This window comes from Vibrio coralliirubri (genome assembly GCF_024347375.1).
Lineage (GTDB): Bacteria > Pseudomonadota > Gammaproteobacteria > Enterobacterales > Vibrionaceae > Vibrio > Vibrio coralliirubri.
Genome location: NZ_AP025470.1, coordinates 1,826,555 through 1,845,652, shown reverse-complemented (window position 1 = coordinate 1,845,652; position 19,098 = coordinate 1,826,555). Strand labels below are relative to the sequence as shown.

General features: G+C 44.5%; 15 protein-coding genes. All 15 read right to left on the bottom strand.

The window, feature by feature from the left end; all coding sequences use genetic code 11:
• Positions 1-6 precede the first annotated feature (6 nt).
• The 15 genes from OCV20_RS08275 to OCV20_RS08205 all read right to left on the bottom strand — a co-directional run bounded on the left by OCV20_RS08275 (position 7) and on the right by OCV20_RS08205 (position 19,069).
• A complete protein-coding gene (locus OCV20_RS08275; protein WP_086775155.1) occupies positions 7-1,194 on the bottom strand; it encodes a glycosyltransferase family 2 protein in 1,188 nt (395 codons plus the stop codon).
• On the bottom strand, positions 1,191-2,291 hold the full coding sequence (locus tag OCV20_RS08270) for a glycosyltransferase (RefSeq protein WP_086775154.1): 1,101 nt from the start codon (positions 2,289-2,291) through the stop codon (positions 1,191-1,193). The genes OCV20_RS08275 and OCV20_RS08270 overlap by 4 nt, the downstream gene beginning before the upstream one ends.
• 393 nt (positions 2,292-2,684) lie before the next feature.
• Positions 2,685-4,109 (bottom strand): GumC family protein, encoded by a 1,425-nt coding sequence (locus OCV20_RS08265; protein ID WP_086775153.1) that lies wholly within the window; start codon positions 4,107-4,109, stop codon positions 2,685-2,687.
• Positions 4,106-5,224, bottom strand: a complete 1,119-nt coding sequence (locus tag OCV20_RS08260) for a glycosyltransferase (RefSeq protein ID WP_086775152.1) — start codon at positions 5,222-5,224, stop codon at positions 4,106-4,108. Before OCV20_RS08260 ends, OCV20_RS08265 begins: the two co-directional genes overlap by 4 nt.
• A complete protein-coding gene (locus tag OCV20_RS08255) occupies positions 5,217-6,002 on the bottom strand; it encodes an acyltransferase (protein WP_086775151.1) in 786 nt (261 codons plus the stop codon). The genes OCV20_RS08260 and OCV20_RS08255 overlap by 8 nt, the downstream gene beginning before the upstream one ends.
• Positions 6,003-6,094: 92 nt before the next feature.
• Positions 6,095-7,471 carry an O-antigen ligase family protein gene (locus tag OCV20_RS08250; protein WP_086775150.1) on the bottom strand — a complete coding sequence of 459 codons (1,377 nt, stop codon included), beginning with the start codon at positions 7,469-7,471 and terminating at the stop codon, positions 6,095-6,097.
• 251 nt (positions 7,472-7,722) lie between these two features.
• Positions 7,723-8,829 carry a glycosyltransferase family 4 protein gene (locus tag OCV20_RS08245; RefSeq protein ID WP_086775149.1) on the bottom strand — a complete coding sequence of 369 codons (1,107 nt, stop codon included), beginning with the start codon at positions 8,827-8,829 and terminating at the stop codon, positions 7,723-7,725.
• Positions 8,810-10,321, bottom strand: coding sequence for a sigma-54-dependent transcriptional regulator (locus OCV20_RS08240; RefSeq protein WP_086775148.1), 1,512 nt, complete (start codon positions 10,319-10,321; stop codon positions 8,810-8,812). The genes OCV20_RS08245 and OCV20_RS08240 overlap by 20 nt, the downstream gene beginning before the upstream one ends.
• A gap of 223 nt (positions 10,322-10,544) precedes the next feature.
• Entirely contained in the window at positions 10,545-10,949 is a 405-nt protein-coding gene (locus OCV20_RS08235) for an Hpt domain-containing protein (protein WP_086775147.1), read from the bottom strand.
• Positions 10,950-11,626: 677 nt separating this feature from the next.
• Positions 11,627-12,859: a quaternary amine ABC transporter ATP-binding protein gene (locus OCV20_RS08230; protein WP_048615892.1), complete on the bottom strand. Its 1,233-nt coding sequence runs from the start codon at positions 12,857-12,859 to the stop codon at positions 11,627-11,629.
• Entirely contained in the window at positions 12,852-13,751 is a 900-nt protein-coding gene (locus OCV20_RS08225; RefSeq protein WP_019823103.1) for an ABC transporter permease, read from the bottom strand. Before OCV20_RS08225 ends, OCV20_RS08230 begins: the two co-directional genes overlap by 8 nt.
• Before the next feature lie 147 nt (positions 13,752-13,898).
• Positions 13,899-14,891 (bottom strand): ABC transporter substrate-binding protein, encoded by a 993-nt coding sequence (locus OCV20_RS08220; protein WP_017063893.1) that lies wholly within the window; start codon positions 14,889-14,891, stop codon positions 13,899-13,901.
• A gap of 556 nt (positions 14,892-15,447) precedes the next feature.
• Positions 15,448-16,137 carry a P-loop NTPase family protein gene (locus OCV20_RS08215; RefSeq protein ID WP_086775146.1) on the bottom strand — a complete coding sequence of 230 codons (690 nt, stop codon included), beginning with the start codon at positions 16,135-16,137 and terminating at the stop codon, positions 15,448-15,450.
• On the bottom strand, positions 16,137-18,236 hold the full coding sequence (locus OCV20_RS08210; protein WP_086775145.1) for an SLBB domain-containing protein: 2,100 nt from the start codon (positions 18,234-18,236) through the stop codon (positions 16,137-16,139). The genes OCV20_RS08215 and OCV20_RS08210 overlap by 1 nt, the downstream gene beginning before the upstream one ends.
• Positions 18,233-19,069, bottom strand: coding sequence for an OmpA family protein (locus tag OCV20_RS08205; protein ID WP_086775144.1), 837 nt, complete (start codon positions 19,067-19,069; stop codon positions 18,233-18,235). The genes OCV20_RS08210 and OCV20_RS08205 overlap by 4 nt, the downstream gene beginning before the upstream one ends.
• Positions 19,070-19,098: the final 29 nt, after the last annotated feature.

The following is a 19,098-nucleotide window of genomic DNA, read 5'->3' as shown; positions in this document are numbered from 1 at the left end:
AAGTCCTTAATGATTCGCTCGTGTCCAAGGTGAGTTTTCTAGTCCGATTAGGTAACGAATACCACCAATGAAGTTGGCATAATGTCCAACTATCAAATAAGAGATTAATGAAATAGGTTTGTTTATTAGACGCTTTGGCAGGATGCAACCAAGTACGCCAATGGTATAAACGGCAACTTGAGCCCATAACAGCGCTGCAAATACCAAGTAGTTGCTAAGTAAGATTGAGCACACTAAGCACACAATCATTAAATAGGGAGTGAGTAGGCGAAGTCCTTTTCCTGAAAAGAACGCAAACGCGATGCCTTTGAACTTTGGGCTGAACAAGCCAAATAATCGAATCGCTTGTTGCATGTTGCCCGCTGAAATACGAAGTCTTCTTTTGAAGTCTGTTTCTAGGTTTGATTCCTCTAGCTCTAATGCCACCATTTGGGTTTCGTATTCTGCGATGTAACCTTGTTTAACGATTTGCATCGGTAAGATGAAATCATCATTAATAGTGTTGAGTGGAAGCAGTTCAAACAGGTGTGTTCTAAACAAGTAGAAAGCGCCATGAGAACCCAAGCTAGAACCTAATGAAGCCTCTGACTCTTTAACCGCGGTTTGGTACTGCCAATACGTGTTTTCGCCTTCATTGCCTGTTGGACAAAGTTGATAGGTTGCGTTTACCACTCCAACCTTGTCACTTTCAAAATGAGCGGCGGCTATAAGCAACGCATCCAATGAAATAAGGGCAGAAACATCACTCATCGCTGTAATATCACTGGTTATTCGCGTCACTTCTTCATTAACAATCGCGACTTTACCTCGGTTTACTTGATGGTCATGTATCTCAAAATAAACATCACTGCACATCGCTTCTTGAATGGTCATTTGTGCAATTGCCACTGTATTATCAGTGCAACCGTCACAAGCAATAATCACTTTTAGCTTCTTTTTTGGGTAATCGAGTGAAGCAAGGTTACGAATTTTGTCTGCGATCCACTGTTCTTCGTTAAATGCAGGAACAAGAACGGTGATGGTCGGTAAGGTGCAATCTCGCTGTTCCTCTTTGTAACAACGATGACTCTCTTCAACTTGACGTGCAGGGTGGCTTTTAGCATACCAACGCAGTAACAAAGGGTAGGCTGCGTGATGATAGACAATCAACGCACCTGAAAACAAACAAAGTCCCGCAAGTAACCAATCGATCATGCGTAAGCTCCTTCCGAGATATCGTTGTAAGACGAAACCATTTTGATGATGTCGAAGTTCTCAAGAACGTAACGTCGAGGTGATAAAAAGCGTTCATTTTGAGTCTCTAACAAGGCATTGGCTAACCCTGTAATGCTGCCTTTTTTAACGAGCGTTCCGCTGATTGGGCACAAGGTTTCATCGACAGCGCCAACGTCCATTGCGACGGTTGGGATATTGCATGCTTGAGCTTCGAGTGTAGAAAGCGGCAGACCTTCATGGCGTGAAGGTAGGCAGAAGGTATCCAACGCTCCGTAAAACGTGGTCATGTCTTCAACTAGGCCAAGAAAGATCACTCGGTCATTCAGATTCAAGCGGCTAGTCAGTTGCTCTAGTTGATTGCGTTTAGTACCGCCGCCAGCCAATACGACAACCATGTTTTCAGGTAAAAGAGTCAGTGCTTTAATAAGTTGGTCTTGGCCTTTGACATGTTCTAGTCGACCTGCACAACCGATGATGTGTTTGTCTGTCGGCAGGTTTAGGCTTGCTCTCGCTTGGTCTTTCGACATTGGCTTAAACTTCTCACAATCGACGCCGTTTTTGATGGTAATGATGTTTTCATAAGAAAAAGCGGTGCGTAGTTGGTTATAAACACGTGTTGCGTCGGCAACTAATGTTGGTTGAGCGGCCTTTAAAGCAAGCGCTTGTAATCGACGACGTTTGTTGTTGTTCAGATGCCAAGCGTCATGTTCGGTATGGATTCGAGTTGGAACCCCTGTTACGCGAGCGGCATAACCAGCGTATAACAGTGGGCCTATATGATGAGTATGAACAACATCAGGGCGAATCGCATTGAAGGCTTTAATTAGCTTAATAATGATATTGAATTGTACGCCTGGTGCTTTATCCAAAAAGACGATTTGCTCTTTGTATGGCTCTAGCTTCGGCCAGTTGTTTATAGACTCTTGTTTTGTACCTTCTAAACTGACAATCAATACTTGGTCTGTTGGTTTAGCAAGGCGCAGCAAATCCAGAGTTAGGGTTTCTAATCCACCCGGTGCAAGGTGCTGAACAACGTGTATGATCTTTTTGCCATGCTTCGTTAAATGCGTATTCATAGTTTGGACCCTGCCTTTATAATTCTTGTTTCGCCTTTCTGACGTTTCTCTTGAAGTAACTTCTTTAAAACGTTTATCTACACAAGGAGGTTGCAGGAGTTGTGCCAATTAAATAATCTTTATTTTTCAGTTGTTTAAGTCGTTTTGTTCTAGGGCGGTTTTCATTTCTCAAAATGGGAATCAAAACAAAATACGATTGAATGGCAGTTTGAATCATAGGGCTTGGGTAAATCGAAAGTGGGATTAATAATTGGGGCCTTAAACAAACACAACGCCAAGCGAGTGTTGGCGTTTTGCTCTAGGAAGCTAGGAAGCTAGGAAGCTAGGAAGCTAGGAAGCTAGGAAATTAGAAAGCTAAGAAGCTAGCAAGTCAAATTATGGCTTTGAGGCTGACTAGCTCATTTTAGGGATCACCGTAATCACTGGGACGCCTAAGATCTCTTCGATTTCGTCTTTACGTTTGATTGAAGAGTCAAACAGTTCAAACAACACAGCTAAGCCAACACCCAATCCGATACCTGCAACGAATCCAGCCAGAATAAAGACAAAAGTCGGCATGTTAGATTTGATACTCGGTGTGAAAGGCAAATCAATAATCTTCACACGTTTGTTTTGCTCGAATACACCAAGCGAACCCGTTAGCTGAGCCATTTCATAACGCTCTGTCAGTTCATCATATAGTTGACGTTTGATTTCAACTTGACGTTTAAGGCGGTACATCTCTTTTGCATTTTCGCCGAAATTATTCGCCTTGTGTTCTAATTCGAAAATCATAGTACGAAGGCTTTTGGTCTCTTCGGTTAATGACTCAAAGCGAGCACGAACCAGCTGTAGGCTGTGTAATTGAGTGACCAGAAGAGGTTGGGTATCAGAAAGTTTGTTCAGTGTCGTGCTACTTGCGATGTCCCAAAGCTGGTCGCTGTTCATCGTTGGCTGGGTTACCTCGAGCAAACTCTTACGTTCATTCTCTAGTCTGTCTAACTCACGCACTTTAGCTTGCACAGCACTGTGTTTGTCCGTGTATTTTGCTTGTAACAAGGTTAGGTCGCTTCGAATGTCGATGATCTGGTCTTCCAATTTACCGATCACAGGGTTGGTTCGTGAAAGTTGTTGGTCGATTGACCCTAAACTTTTTTCGACACCCGATAACTCTGCCTCTTTTTCCGCCAGTGTTTGTTTGAGTGACGCTAAGCGATTCAAACTTTGGCTTTGTACCTCAGGTGTCGACTGGACGTTTTCGTTCATGTACAAGGCCAAAGCTTCTTCCGCTTCTTCAAGTTCCACACTCCGTTTGTCGATATGAATTTTTAAGAAGTTACTTGAGTCTTCAATCGATGAACGTTCCGGCGCGAGCAACTGTTCAATGAAATGTTCACTCACCGAGCGCAGCGTCTCTTCCATTCCTGTTGGTGTGTTGGAGGTTAAGCTTATCTTTAGAAAGTCTTTCCCAAGCTGAGTCACCGATAAACGCTGAGACAGGTCAGTAATGATCTCTTGTTTCTCAATTTCAGGCATATCTGGCGTGGTTAATTGCAGTTCATCAGCGACCGAGTAAAGCACATGTCGACTGTGAAGCAGTGTTCTCAATGCATTAAGTCGGTCTTTGAGCATGGTAGAAACGGCGATGTCTTCCAAGAATGGATTCATCTTGGCCGTTTCTTGAATCAACATACTGGTATGCGCGTCATATTTAGTTGGAGCTAACTTGCTCACACCAAAGCCCACAAATGGCAAAATAAGCATTGGCAGAACGATAACATAGCGTTGGCGCCACATCGCATTGATGATAACTAATAACCGCAATTTCAGATTATTCATAGTAGCTCCAACATCCAATGTACGAAGTTACCACGGTTCTGCCAGCTCTCTTGTTCGACGACAGATATAGGTGAATTGCTCAGTTGGCGTGCATGATCAAGCGCCCAAATCATTTGGTTGGCACTACCAACCGTGGTCACGTGCTCTTGATATGGAACCAAAGCAGGGAACGGTGTTGTGATAATGGGTGTGCCAGCCGCAAGGTATTCCATTAGTTTGAGTGGGCTACAAGCTCGGATCTGCTCGTTATCAACAAACGGCAACAAGCTCACATCCCAGTGTTGAGAATAGCTTGGTAGCGTGTGGTGTGGACGAGGACCAAGGTAATGAACGTTACTCAACTTAGGCAGCATGAGCGTATCAAGCTCGTTTGGACCAATGAAAACAAAGTCCCATTCCGGCATCGCATTCGCAACATGATCAATCATTTCATAATCAAGCCATTTAGAAAGGCTGCCATAAAAACCAGCAATAGGGCGGTGGTTGCTTGGTAAATCTTTTGCTCTTGGTACGGGTGTTGAAAACAGGTTTACGTCGACACCATGTGCTAACAAGTGCGCTTTATGCTTTGGAAATTTATCCATCAATTTTTTGCTAGACGCGAATATAAGCGTCGATTTATCGATCAGTTCCGATTCGTGCTGTGCAACGGTTTCATGATCAACACCAGCCAGCGCGCTAAAATCATCACCGCAGTAATAAACCACAGATGACTCGCCTAAGTGTCCGCACAAATCAACAGCGGTCGGAAGAGAAGTCCATAGGATAGGCGCGTTAAGATTAAGCTCTGCAATCACTGGTTTTAGTTGGTGCAACATCATTTGCTGAGCCAACTTTCTAGAAAATTTAGAAGCAGGCGCAGGGATTGTCTTTAAGTTAACGATAGTAATGTTGTCGTGTCCCTCAGAGTCGAGCATGTTTTGAGTAACGGCCTTGGTTTTACCAAACAACTTGTTGAACGCTCGGCTTACATCTTTGGCGGACAGCTTCGGTTGTCTTAGGCCAATAGAGTTGACCCATAAGACTTTGTGTTGCTTAGCAAGGTGACGAACTAAATGTTGAGTCGATGAAGGTAGGCCACCAAAGTCTTCACCAAATACGATTAAATCACGCATGGTCACCTCCATGAGTCTCTAACGAATCGAACATATCGGATTCTGTCACTTCAATGGGTTTAATGTGACCGACAACTCGAGCTGGGTTACCGCCTGCGATTGCGAAGGCCGGGATATTCTTTGTTACTACGCTGCCTGCGGCTATAACGGCACCTTCGCCGATGGTTACGCCACCTTTAACGGTAACATTCGTGCCCAGCCATACATCGGGCTCAAGAATGATGTCGCCGATTTGCTGAGGGTCATCGCCTTCACCTAACGCTCGGCGCTTTGCATCAAGCGGGTGTCCAGAGTATCCAAATAGAAAAGCGCCGCCTGCGATTCGTACGTTGTCAGAGATAACCACTTTACCTCCAACAGCGATAGTCGACTGCCAACCGATGTCGACGTTGTTGCCAATCGACAATAGTGGGTGTTCCAAGCCTTCAAGTGGCTGAGTACAACCAGAGAATGTCGTGTGGCCAGAGATACGGCAGTTGTCTCCAATCGAAATTTGCACCGGACCACTGACGAAAGGCAGTCCACCATACAAATACAGGCGCTTACCACATTGAGCCACACGACCTTTGAAAGCGGGTGTCCAGTAGAAGAATCGAGTAAAGCCAGAAACCAAACTCACCACTAACTTGTGCGCTTGATACAGGCAACGATTGAGTATTTGAGGGGTAGGTAGCTCTGCGCTTCTGATGTCTTTCAAAATGAAAAACACATTTCTAATTCGAGAATTAGGATGAAACTTAAGCCAATGTTTGAATTGATGTATAGATACTGACGTCATAATGAAAATCCTCTATTTTGTTATATAGAAGTACTTTCATATACTGTGCCACTTAATAAATGCAATAATTTCAAGGAGTTAAAATGTTGCCTTTAGGTTTTCTCATTTTGACAGGCAGTTTGAGATACGTTTGAGACGCAAACTGTGAGTGCTGCGAGGATATAGATCGGCCAGTTGAAGCCTTGAGTCAAAAATGTCCCCGACACGATTGTGCCAATCAGACCTGCATAGATCGCATAGGCGACCGCGTTAAGTTCAGGTGCGATTTCTGTGGTCGAGTTTTTTAATCTCGCGAGCGTAGAGCGAGAGGTTTTGATCAAAGAAACGATAAGACAAACAAAAATGATCAGACCAATAAAACCTGTTTCTGCCAACACACCAAACCAAGTACTGTGAACGGCGTGATTCAGCCCGTCCCAGTGCGAGCTGTAAAAGAAGTAGTTCGAGAAGAAGTTGTTCAACCCTACGCCAGTCAGTGGATTCTCAACTGCCATTTTTACTGCTGCTTCCCATGCATAGATTCGCCCCATTGCAGATTCATCGATACCTTGTTCAGCGGCACCACCAGAAGACCTGTCTGAGATCCCAGCAACCAAGTAGAGCACCACGGCTGCGACAGTTCCTACCGAGATTAAGAGGACTTTAGAGCGCACTAGTTTCCACGCAAAAATACCAATCACCGCAATACAACCCAGTAATCCGCCACGGCTTTGAGTGGCAATAATGGCGGCGAGCAGTAACAGACAGACTAAGGCACTGATTAAACGTTTGGATCGTGAGATGCCAGTCGTGGTGGCTTGGCTTATCGTAAAGGCGAGTGGGAACATCAGTACCAGTGCTAGGTCGTTCGGGTCACCTAACATAGAGCCAAAATCGCGGCCAATAGTCACGCGTGAGCCCTCGACAAGCCCAATACCATTTACTGAGTTGTACACGGCAATAGAGCTGACTAAAGCGCCAGCGTAGATAATCGTCATCGCGGTTTTTGCGAGATTTTCAGTGGTATTTACTAGCCAAGTAATCGCAAGCGTCATCACGATGATTTTCCAATAAACGCCTTTGAATTCTGCCAGTGCTATGGGCCTGTTGGACGCGAAGATAATACCAATGAAAACCAATACCCAAAATATGGCGAGCCAATTTAAACAAGGGTGCCAGAAGATTTTAAGCTCTTTACTGATTAATGCATGCCAGAGCAGAGCTGACAGAGCACCTAATGAGAGCATCAGAGGAATTTTTAACGAATAGAGCTGGGGTATGGCTTCGTGAATTCGGAAAAATGAAAAGACAACGAACAATAGAACTAACCAGAATGTCTTGTTTAACACGAATAACCCGGCCAATGGCACAAGAGCGAGGGCCACAATGACAGCGGGATGAGGCACAAAGTACCAAACAACACCAAGCCCAACACACAAGGTGCTGATCGTGATGATGACTGGCAATCTATTGGCTTCAGGGTTGACCATTGTGACCTCTATTGGCAAATAAACTTTTCATGACTCGGCTCGTAATCTTTTAAGACGTAGTTACGCCTGATGTTAAAGATTGCAAAGTGAGTGCCAGTTATGCATTTTGTTTAACTAACTGATTTACTGTTGGATTATTAAGTGAGGGCTTAGCCTTGAGGTGAGTGTTGTCATTTTGAGAATCAGTATAAAACTGACTAAAGCACTTAAATCATCAAGCCCAAATAACCAGTTAACTACTAAGACGAGTATTAACGGTCGAGTTGATAGATTTCCAACAACTGCGGGACAACAGCTTGTGGAGAGTATTGGTTTTTGACGGTTTTTATCGCGTTACTCTTGAGAGAGTCACGTTGCTCGTTCGTCAATGACATCCACAAAGATAAAAACTGTTGTAGCTCGGCCTCTGAATTGGCGAGGTAGCCATTAACTTGATGATCGATGAGTTGAGGCAAGTTACCAACCGAGGTGGCAAGGACGGGAATGCCGCGAATCATGGATTCTAATGCCGCCATAGGTAAGCCTTCAAAGCGAGAAGGGATGATTAACAGATCGATTTGGCTCCAGACGTCATCCATATTGGTTTGATGCCCATGAAAGGTAACATTATCAGGCTGCGATTTAACTAAGACGTCCATTTCTGGTCCGTCACCAAAAAGCTCAAACCGAACATCAGGAAACTGTTTGGCTAATGCGACAAATCGATCCGGCGCTTTTTCATGACTCAATCGCCCCACAAAACCAACATGGAATGGGCTTGATGAACGGGAGTTTGTTAACCCAGTTGGGACTTTAACAAAGTTGTTCAATTGATAGGTCTTGCTCGGTACCTTCGCTTTAATCTTCTCACTGACCACGAGCGACTGATCAGAAAGAAAGCTGCTGTAACGGTCGAGCCAGTCATAAAGCCATACTTTGCCGGTTGGGGTTTCACCAGCGTGATAAGTGGAGATTTGCTTTGTGTTGTTGAAGCGAGGTGGGAGCTTGATTAACTTACTGACCAAACTGGCTTTGTAACCATGAGCATGGATAAGCCTTGGTTGATAATGTTGAACTGCACGTTTCAGCTGTGTCGCGCTATTGCCATTTGAATCTGCAGAACATGAGGCTAAATCGGAGAGGTAACTAAAAGGGATGTTCAGCGCATTCAACTTTTCAACGATGATCGCTTCAGGATTAAACTTAGTCAAAAGAACGACTCTAACAGCCTCTGAATACTGAACGCTTTCAGATATCAGGCCTTGTGCTAATTCTAAAACATGCGTTTCTATACCTCCAAAAGTTTGGCTGTCGATCAACAACCAAATCTCATGAAGGTTTACGTTGAGTACCCCTTGGCTAGGCTTGATTGTACTCATCTTCCGATTCCCAAGCCTGTTTCTTACGATAAACAGTAGAAGGGCTCAGTTCTAACAGCACAGCAGCGTTTAACACATTCCCATCGCAATGATTGATGGCATGTTGAATAGCTTCACGTTCTATTTGCCACATTGGACGAATAGCACCTTCGCTTGTGGTAAATGCAGGCGTCATCGGCTCGTTGTGAGTTTGAGCAACTGACGATTGTTCTAACTCTTCCGGAGTAATCGGTGGCAACTTAGCTTCTGGTGCTTCAACAACAGCAGGTTGGGGCGCAGTTACTCGAATTGGTGTCACTGATTTCGATGATGGAGCTGTATCTACTTTATTAATCGGAGGCGGTAACATGTCTTTGGTCACGCTCGTTTCATTGTTCAACACCACGATGTTACGGATGATGTTTTGCAACTGGCGCACGTTGCCTGGCCACGCATAACGTTTAAGTAGATTCTGCGTTTCTTTGTCTATTGATTTGAACTTCTTCTTGTCTTGCTTAGCGTACAGCTTCAAGAAGTGATTAGATAGGGTGACAATGTCACTTCCTCGTTCACGAAGCGGTGGCATCTCGATAGGCACAACGTGAACACGGTAGTAAAGGTCTTCTCTAAAACGTCCTTCTTCTACCTCGACCAGTGGGTCGCGGTTGGTCGCACAGATAATTCTGACATCCACTTTAATCTCGCGATTACCACCGAGTGGAGTAAACGTACCAGTTTGCAAAAATCTGAGGAGCTTCTTCTGCATCTCCAGTTCCATTTCACAAAGCTCATCGAGAAATAGGGTACCGCCATGCGCTTGCATTGCTGCACCTTTACGGTCGGTTGTCGCACCGGTAAACGCACCTTTAACGTGACCGAAGATTTCACTCTCCATTAGGTCTCGCGGGATAGCGCCACAGTTAATAGCCACGAAGGGTTTGTCATTACGTTGGCTCTCTTGGTGAATAGCTTCCGCACACACTTCTTTACCGGTACCACTTTCGCCGTTAATAAACACGCTGGCAGTGGTTGGTGCTACCGAATCAATGATCTTGTAAACCGCCTGCATAGGTAGGCAAGAGCCAATGAAATTATGAAAACGATCACGATCGAACTTGCTTTGCATGTTATCGACAAGGTTTTCGAGTTTCGCTCTTTTTAGATGTAAGCGAACAGAGGTTTTGAGTCGATCGGCTTGAATGGGTTTCTCTAAGAAGTCTTCTGCACCGCGTTGGATAAGGTCTACCGCAATGTTTACTGAACCATGCGCTGTCGCGATGATGACTGCAGTCGGTATTTCGTTGGCAGTAATCCAATCTAAGACTTCTTCGCCTGGCATGTCAGGCAGTTTAAGGTCGAGAATAACAAGCTGTGGAGAGTGCCTTTCAATGAAGGTCTTAGCTTCCGCGCCGGTTTCGACGTGGAAAATATCATAGGGCTCGTCTTTTACGTACTGCTTGTAGAGTACGGCGAGCGAGGTGGAGTCTTCAACTAACAATACCTTAGGGCGCATTGTGTATTCCTTTTGAAACTTTATCCTAACCAATCAATAACATAGTGATATGCAACCATCAATACGAGTCTTGTGTATTTGTTATCTACCGCATGCAATCTTTTAAGATGTGGCCTGTATAAATTCTCGCATTGCTGTTCATGATGGAGCACATCTTATGGCGACTATATTAATAACGACTGTTTTGAGTTTTTAACCTGCTACCGATAATGAGTATGCAAAGCTAGCTGAAGCCTGCCTCTTTCCTTTCAAGCAAGGCTTTTATTGAACGCTCTGCGAGCTCTAGTAACTCATCAACTTGTCGAAATGCAGCATCATGACTCTGTTCTAAGCATTTTTTTTCTAAAGCGCGAGCTAATTCACCCAAAGGGCGATTACCTAATGAAAGCGCCGTGCTGCCAAGAGTGTGGACCTCGAACTCAAGCATTTGAGCGTCTTTCTGAGTGACAGCCTCTTTTATGGCTACCAAGCGAGTTTGTGATTCTTCGACATAATGGTCGATCAAGATAGGGATAATGTCCGCACTTGTATCGCGAATCATTTGCTCCAGAACGCTTTCATCGACAAGCTCGCTCACTTGTTGTGAGTTTAGATTTGTAGCTGCGTCTGACGCTAAAGTAGAATTCATCAAACTAAGTCCTTTTGTTGAGCTTAATATCCGTGAGTGCAAGGGGCTGTTGACCTTTCGTGGTTAAGTTTTGTTCGAGATAAAATCGTTTTAGGCGCGGCGAAGAGTATGTAGCCTAGTCATTCTAAGCAAATATTCTTCAACAAAGCATAAAACGATTTTAGCTGAACCCTTCGGGCAGCCCTTGTGGTTCATTTCTACTGCGTTAGAGACTTTTCATGTAGGCCAGCTACATGTCAAAGCCTCTTCCTTGTATTAATTTCCCACAAGATGCTGCAAAACCCAGCTCGAAAGGTCAACAGCCCCTATTAAGTTTTAGTCATTTTCTAGAATAATTTCAACTGGTTGCCGTACAAATAGAGCATTTAATTGGCATCTCACTCATCTTGCTATTGGGTTTCTGACAAACCTAACGGACTGATTTTATTTTGTTTTCTCTTATGAAATATAAACTTAGGTGCCTATAAAGCCTAAGGTGCGGGTAGATCTCAGAAGAAAACGAGCCCGATACAAATAAAAAAGACCACTGCAGTGAATTAACAACAGTGGTCTTAGAGCGGGATAAGCAGTTTGGGCTAATCTAAATAGCTATATAACCCAAATAGCGATAACCCAAATACCTATAACGCAAATAGCGGTAATTTAAAAAGCCGTACTTTAAATCACGAAAAGTAGAACTACGAAGCTTTAGCTATCTTTGGCTTTGGGTCGGCTTCTACTTCTTCCTCGCTACTTTCTGAGAAGATATCAGCAACAGCGCTTCTCTCTAGTTCACCTTTTAGATTACCGTCTTCATCAACAACCGGAAGAGAGTAGTCACAAGACATTGTGTCGGGTAGCACTTCTTCAATCACCGCATCAGGTAAGATGGCAGGGACTTCTTCGTATATCTCATCACTAAAGTCATGTACCGATGAATCTTCAACGGCGTCTTGTAGGCTCTCCTGTGTGACTAAGCCTTGATAGCCGTCATCCGTTACGTGATAAGCGTAATCGTTTTTAAGCATCTTCATTTGTGCCAGAGCACCTTCAATCGTTTCTGATGTGATTCGATAGAGAGGAGGCTGCATAACGGTTTCAACGGTCAATGCACGAGCGCGGTTTACGTCTTTCACGAACGCTTCCACGTAATCATCGGCTGGATTTAGCAGAATCTCATGTGGTGTGCCTTGTTGTACTAACTCGCCGTCTTTCAAAATTGCGATTCTATCGCCTAGGCGGAGTGCTTCGTCCAGATCATGAGTGATGAAAACAATCGTCTTATGAAGCTTCTCTTGAAGTTCGATAAGCTGATCTTGCATTTCGCTTCGGATCAAAGGGTCGAGTGCCGAAAAGGCTTCATCCATTAACAAGATTTCAGCGTTAGTACACAGAGCGCGAGAAAGGCCAACACGTTGTTGCTGACCACCTGAAAGTTGCGCAGGGTATTGCTTGCCGTAACCTTTCAGGCCCACCGTTTCTAACCATTCGTTGGCTTTCGCTAAACGGTCTTCTTTTTTGATGCCTTGTACTTCCAACCCGTACGCAACGTTTTCAACCACAGTGCGATGAGGCATTAAGCCAAAGCGTTGGAATACCATCGACATTTTATGACGACGGAACTCTTCTAGCTGTTTAGTGTTGAGGCTCATCACATCAATGCCTTCAACCATGATTTTACCTTGAGTAGGGTCAATCAAACGGTTGAAGTGGCGAATCAGCGTCGATTTACCCGAGCCAGAAAGCCCCATGATTACGAAGATTTCGCCACGGTTAATCTCAAGGTTAATCTCTTTTAAACCAACGGTATGACCCGTATCCGCAAGAATCTGATCTTTGTGTTCGCCGTTTTGAACTCGGTTCATAACAGACATTGGTTTCGGTCCAAACACCTTGTATAGACCACTAATTTCAATCAATGGTTTAGTCATGCTTGAATCCTCCTAAATGCGCATTAGTTCTTCTTGCGTACGCCTGAGAAGCGCGGTCAAAAAGGATTGCGAGGGCAACAATGGCGAAGCCATTCATCAAACCTAATGTGAAGTATTGGTTGGTGATCGATTTAAGAACCGGTTGTCCTAGGCCTTTCACACCAATCATGGATGCGATAACAACCATAGACAGTGCCATCATGATGGTTTGGTTGATACCCGCCATAATGGTTGGCATTGCTAGAGGAAGTTGAACACCCCACAAGCGCTGCTTTTTGCTCGCACCAAAAGCGGTAGCGGCTTCAAGGACTTCTTTATCGACTAGGCGTATGCCTAGATTGGTCAAACGAATCACAGGTGGAATCGCGTAGATAACAACGGCGATTAGCCCTGGAATCTTACCGATGCCGAGTAGCATCACAACAGGAATCAGGTAAACGAATGCAGGCATGGTTTGCATGATATCGAGCATCGGCGTAACGATAGATTGCGCTCGATTTGAACGAGCCATCGCAATGCCAATCGGAATGCCCAAGAATATTGAAACCAAGGTACACACGGTAATGATACTGAGCGTCCGCATGGTGTCTTCCCACATTCCAAAGTAACCAATGAGAAGTAGAGAAACAACACAACCTAAAGCCAGTTTCCAAGAACGGCTTGCTGCGTAGACAAGACTGGTACACACGGCAAGGACAATAATCCAAGGTGTTGAGATAAGGAGTTTTTCAAACCAAACAAGGAATGAAAGAAGAGGGTCAAAGAGAGATTCAATCATTTCGCCGTATTCACGGGAAAATTCACGGTATGCGCCATCTAGCGTCTTTTTTATGGTTCGTAAATCACCGCGTTCCATCTCTGGAAAGCTTGATAACCAATTGCTGTCAGCCATTTTATATCCTTATAGTTCGGAGCCACTCGTTCACGCGATAAGAAAATCGCTAATGAAAAGGGCTCCGAATCATGAATAACATCAAGTATAGCGACGTTATTTCTGTTTTATTGTTGAAGCGTAATTACTTGTTATTAAATCAAGCTCTTACAGCTCTGCTTCAACTTTCTTAGCCACTTCTTCAGAAACCCATGGGTGCCATACTTCTGGGAATTCACTTAAGAAATGCAGACTCGCTTCTTCGCCATCAGCTTGGTTGTCTTCCATCCAAGCAAGTAGCGAGTTCATTTTGTCGTTTGTGAAACCACGTTTAGTAAAGTAGTCGTATGCTTCAGGAGCTCGTGACGCAAAACTTTCAGTGGTAATCGTGTGGACAGGTGAAGGCGGGTACATGGTTGCTTTTGGCGATTCACAATCTTCTTTGGTGGTACAGTTAAGGAACTCTTCCTCATTAACGCCACTGCCAAAGTCGACTTTAACCATGTCGTATTTACCTAGCACAGCGGTTGGTGCCCAGTAGTAACCAAACCAAGCTTCTTCACGTTCATAAGCTTTTGCGATAGAGCCAGATAAGCCGGCACTCGAGCCTGGATCAACAATCGTGAAACCACTGTTTTCTAGCTCAAGAGCGTTAAACAAGTTTCCGGCGCTGATCTGACAGTTCCAGCCTGCAGGGCAGCTGTAGAATGCAGATGTATCTGGGTCTTCAGGGTGTTTGAATAAGCTAGCGTTCTTGCGTACGCCTTCGATGGTTGCCATTTCAGGGTATTGTTTAACTAGGTAAGCCGGAACCCAAAAGCCTTCTTCACCGCCGTTCACAAGTGCTTTACCTGCGTAGCGAAGACGTTTTTCTTCAACACCTTTATCTAATGCGTCTTTTAAGCTGTTGCTCCAAAGTTCAGGTGCAACATCAGGCTGGCCTTTTTCGATCATCGACGTGCCTGTTGGCATAGTGTCGCCAGGGATAAGTTCAGCATCACACCCATAACCATGTTCAAGAATGAATTGGTCGATATTGGCGATCAGTGTTGCAGAGTTCCAGTTCATATCTGCGATTGTTACGCTGCCACATTCTCCAGCGTTAGCATTACCGCTGGCTGCTGCTACTAACAAAAATACGGAGCTTAACTTGTATTTCATATTGAGTTTCCTTTCTCTTTAATAATACAACTAAGGTAACCAAGGTAAATTGATTATCTAAATTGCTCGATGGTGATCCTTTCCGTGTATTTGAACCATTTGAGCAGAAGGAGGGATGGGTGAAGTTTGAATAGATAAACGTGCAAAGTCTGTGAAGTGTGATTTGCCAATTCATCCACTGTGTTTCAACAGCCATCGGATAACTTTGTCAAACTATTACAAATTCGTCAAAAACCACCTCTATTTATAATCTTAGGGAATAATCGTACGAATTCCATCTTTGATGCGATTTACATGGCACTTTAACCGTCTGTGTCACATTACCGCTAAAGTTAGGCGTGGGGCTGTTGATTTTTGAAGGGATTTAAAGGTGGTAAGACCATGGTTGATGTGTGTGAAATGCGTTGAATGGTTTTTAAAATCTTATTTTTAATAATAATTTCGCCAAAAACACCCAATTTGGTTTTGATTTATTCAGAGCTGTCGGGGGCTTGAAGTCTAATAGGATAGGTGGCTGTCATGGTTTTAATGACAGCCAGAAAGTAGCAAAAGAAAGCTACATTGGAAGGTTCAAAAATTCATTTTGATACAGCTTGTTTGCCAAGCTATCGCGAAGCTTAACGGGGATGAATTTCATTCGATTGATTTGTCTGACCAACTCTTGTGCAAAGCTAGGCGTTTGTTTCATGTTCATCACGCAGCCCATTAGGTTGATGCTTTGGGCATCAAGCAGCTTTTTCGCTTGTTCTAGGTGGTGAGTCGACGTTTTACCATAGGCGACAACTATCAGTGTACTGTCACAAGCGCTCGCCACAGACTGTGCCGGAATATTGCCTTTGTTTATGTTGAGAAGCGGTGAGGTATCAATGATGACTCTGTCGTATTTCTCTAACCATTTGTTGACCACTTTTTGTAACGTTGTCGGATCTTTATAAGCCAATTGCGTTGAAGCAACTTGTGGAGCAGGTACACCGATAAACGTACGCTGAGATTCAACATGTTCAATCAATTGACCTTGCTGATTATCTTCTAGCATATTCAAATCTTTGAAAGCAGGGTTGAACAAGTTGAGATCGACATAAAGCGTTGAATGACCCGCAAGAAGAAAACGCTCGGCTAATGCGGTTGCAATAGATGTTACGCCGTCACCTGAATGGCAGGCGGTGACGCATATTGATTTTTGGCCGTTAAGTTCAGAAGCTAAATACAGTTGCTCGACTTCGGCATGGGTCGCTGAAATAGTCATTATAAAGCTCCTATTAATACGATGGTGGTCGTAATACGCAGTATGTCATCAAGTCCGACACGTGCTTTTTCAATAAAGCTTTCGCGACGATCTGGAATGTAAATCGTGTCACCAGCGCGCAGCACCGGCAGGTTGTAAATGTTCGCCGTTTTGCTGAATTCAACAAGGTCGAAGGTACGAGCCTGACCTTGGCAGCAAGACATATTCACAATGGTAATTTTCTCGACGTAAGCATTGTCGGTAGGGCCTGCAGCTTCTGCCAGAATATCTAGAATGGTCATGTTGTCGTTGAATACATAACGCCCTGGGTTGTTAATCGCACCAAGCACACGAACGGTTTCTTCTTTCGGTGTATCTAACCAGTTTTTGCCTTTCTCTGGGATGTAAATCGTGTCGCCAGTGGTTACGTTTGGCAGTAACGATTCGTCACCGGTTTCGAAGTACAGTGATAAGTTAAGTTTGCTTACTTGCGAATAGGTTTTGTCACGATGCGTTACTCGAACGTTGTGGATGTCGGCATCCTTTGTTGGACCGTCAGCCGCAGACAAGATATCAAGGAAGTGCATGTCTTTGGTGAAGCGGTAACGACCAGGCGCATTCACTTGTCCAAAGATGTAGATCGAAGCATCAGAGCTTTGACGAACCCATTGTGATTTATTGTCTGAAGGATCTTGTGGCAAGTCGTGAACACGCACGATAGAGCCCGCTCGAATTTGTGGCATTTGGTCACGTGGCGCACCATTTCGAATAAAATCATCAAGGTTAAACACAACTAGCTTTCTACCAGTAACAACCTCGATTTTCGATGTGTCAGCGCGTAGCGTAGGGCCACCGACGTGTGCCAATAATCCCATGAAGTTCATTTCATCTGACCATTCAATACGACCAGGTCGATTCACCTCACCAATCACGTTAACTGCTCTGTCTGGCGTGATTTTCAACCAAGACTTCTCGTTCATGTCGGTTTTCTCAGGAACGAAAATCGCGTCACCAGCTTTGATGCTAGGAGGGTTAGAGTTAGGTAAGCCTTCAGTGTAAGCCGCTAAATCGAATTTAAGCACTCTGCCATCGGCTTTGATGACACGGATTTGTCGTGACTCTGCAAATCGAGTTGGGCCGCCCGCATTCGCCAAGATATCCATAAAGGTCGCGTCTCTTTTGCCTTCAAAAGCACCAGGTGCTGCGACTTCACCCATCACGTAAACCATGTTTGCGCCAGATTTGATCTCTTCTTCTTGCTTGGGAACGAAAATGGTCGCACCCGGGCGTAAAATTGGAAGCAGACTTTCGTCACCAGAATCTAAGTAACGTTTTAGGTTGAATAGCGTGGGAGTGTTGTTTGAGATTACTCGGATTTGCTCAACACTGGCATAACGAGTGACACCGCCCGAACGCATAAGTACGTCGACAAGGTCGGTGTTCTCTTTGTAAGTGAACGAACCCGGTGCGTTTACCTCACCAAACACTTTAATTGAATTTCGAGAGTCAGCACTGTCGCCTGAGTTAGCAAGCTTTGCTGCATCGAACTCTTGCTCGATGTTACCGACTAATGGAGAAGCTGGAACGAACAATGAATCCAGTGATTGCAGAGTAGGTAATGTTGACTCGTCTCCTGAATCAAGGAATCGTTTGTAGTTAAACTCTTTCTTATCTGCGCCTCGTTTTAGAATAAGCTTATCCAGTTGCGCGCCCGGGCGTAAACCACCCGCAGCGTAAAGTGCCATTTGGATGCTAGAACCTAATGCGAGCGTGTATTCGCCAGGTTGTTCTACATACCCTTGCACGTAGATGATGATTTGCTGCTCTTTTACATACACTGAAGCGTTCGAAAGATCCTTATAAGCGGTTGCCAGCGACTCTAGAACCACTTTGTTAAGCTGCTCACTGTCGTAACCTGCAACAAACACAGCGCCTACTTCAGGAAGGGTAATACGGCCACGCTTATCTACTTGGAACCCCTTGTTTAACGTACTTTCACCGGGTACGTTAACTTGGATAAGGTCACCGACTTGGACCGCGTCTGAAAACTCGTCGTTAGCATTGACGACATTCGCAAAGCATAACGATAGGGTGATGATAAAAGCGATCAAGGATTTCATAGTCCACCTCCCATTTTCTCGGCATTCTTAGGCGAGATAACTTCGATACTTACTCGGCGGTTAGTTAAACGTGTGCCGTCAGATTCACCTTCAAAAAGAGGGACGGTTTCGCCAACAGATACGGCTTTGATTCGTTGAGCGCCTAAGCCAAAAATAGTCAGGTAGCGTTCGACTTGTTTCGCTCGTCCAAGTGCTAACTTATCGTTGTATTCTTCGGTACCTGTCGCATCAGCATGGCCGGTAACAACAAGGTCTAGAGATTTGTGTTCTTTCAGTAGGCTGGTTGCTTCCGCAAGTCTTCCCATGTACTTCGGGTTTACTTCAATCGAATCTTCCGCGAATTGGTTATCAACATTAAGCAGGTTATACAACTGTTCGATAACCGACAGTTGCATTCTAAATTGGGTTTCATTTTTAGGTGGCTCACAGCGGGCTTGAGAGGTTACGTAATCCAGTTGGACTTCAAGTTCATTTAGACGTTTTCTTTGGATCACTAAGTCGTTGGCTGCGTCCAGTAGTAGACCACCTTGAAGTTCACGAGCAATACGATTTTGCTTTTCGATTGCTTGAACAACAGCGGCGGGGAAGCACCAACGAGCGCCTTCTTGGATCAAGGCATCAAGGTGCAATTTAGCAAGCTGCCAATCAAAGCGTAATCCATGTTCTGGGCCAAGTGGCTCGTCTGGCATGACAGGAGAGAAGTCTGAGTTTTGATAGTTGATAGAATCATAACTTTCCGCCAAACCCCCTGTGCCTTGTTCGGGGTAGCTAGTACAGCCACCCAGAACGAGAGCATACAGAGAAAGGGCTATGTAGTTTTTCAGTATTTTCATGCCAACGTCCTATGTTTCTAATTTTTATT

Coding starts and splice junctions, on each gene's coding strand:
- OCV20_RS08220 (WP_017063893.1), bottom strand. CDS start 14,891: ATGAAATACAAGTTAAGCTCCGTATTTTTGTTAGTAGCAGCAGCCAGC.
- OCV20_RS08205 (WP_086775144.1), bottom strand. CDS start 19,069: ATGAAAATACTGAAAAACTACATAGCCCTTTCTCTGTATGCTCTCGTT.
- OCV20_RS08250 (WP_086775150.1), bottom strand. CDS start 7,471: ATGGTCAACCCTGAAGCCAATAGATTGCCAGTCATCATCACGATCAGC.
- OCV20_RS08230 (WP_048615892.1), bottom strand. CDS start 12,859: ATGACTAAACCATTGATTGAAATTAGTGGTCTATACAAGGTGTTTGGA.
- OCV20_RS08265 (WP_086775153.1), bottom strand. CDS start 4,109: ATGAATAATCTGAAATTGCGGTTATTAGTTATCATCAATGCGATGTGG.
- OCV20_RS08270 (WP_086775154.1), bottom strand. CDS start 2,291: ATGAATACGCATTTAACGAAGCATGGCAAAAAGATCATACACGTTGTT.
- OCV20_RS08255 (WP_086775151.1), bottom strand. CDS start 6,002: ATGACGTCAGTATCTATACATCAATTCAAACATTGGCTTAAGTTTCAT.
- OCV20_RS08275 (WP_086775155.1), bottom strand. CDS start 1,194: ATGATCGATTGGTTACTTGCGGGACTTTGTTTGTTTTCAGGTGCGTTG.
- OCV20_RS08260 (WP_086775152.1), bottom strand. CDS start 5,224: ATGCGTGATTTAATCGTATTTGGTGAAGACTTTGGTGGCCTACCTTCA.
- OCV20_RS08240 (WP_086775148.1), bottom strand. CDS start 10,321: ATGCGCCCTAAGGTATTGTTAGTTGAAGACTCCACCTCGCTCGCCGTA.
- OCV20_RS08215 (WP_086775146.1), bottom strand. CDS start 16,137: ATGACTATTTCAGCGACCCATGCCGAAGTCGAGCAACTGTATTTAGCT.
- OCV20_RS08225 (WP_019823103.1), bottom strand. CDS start 13,751: ATGGCTGACAGCAATTGGTTATCAAGCTTTCCAGAGATGGAACGCGGT.
- OCV20_RS08210 (WP_086775145.1), bottom strand. CDS start 18,236: ATGAAATCCTTGATCGCTTTTATCATCACCCTATCGTTATGCTTTGCG.
- OCV20_RS08235 (WP_086775147.1), bottom strand. CDS start 10,949: ATGAATTCTACTTTAGCGTCAGACGCAGCTACAAATCTAAACTCACAA.
- OCV20_RS08245 (WP_086775149.1), bottom strand. CDS start 8,829: ATGAGTACAATCAAGCCTAGCCAAGGGGTACTCAACGTAAACCTTCAT.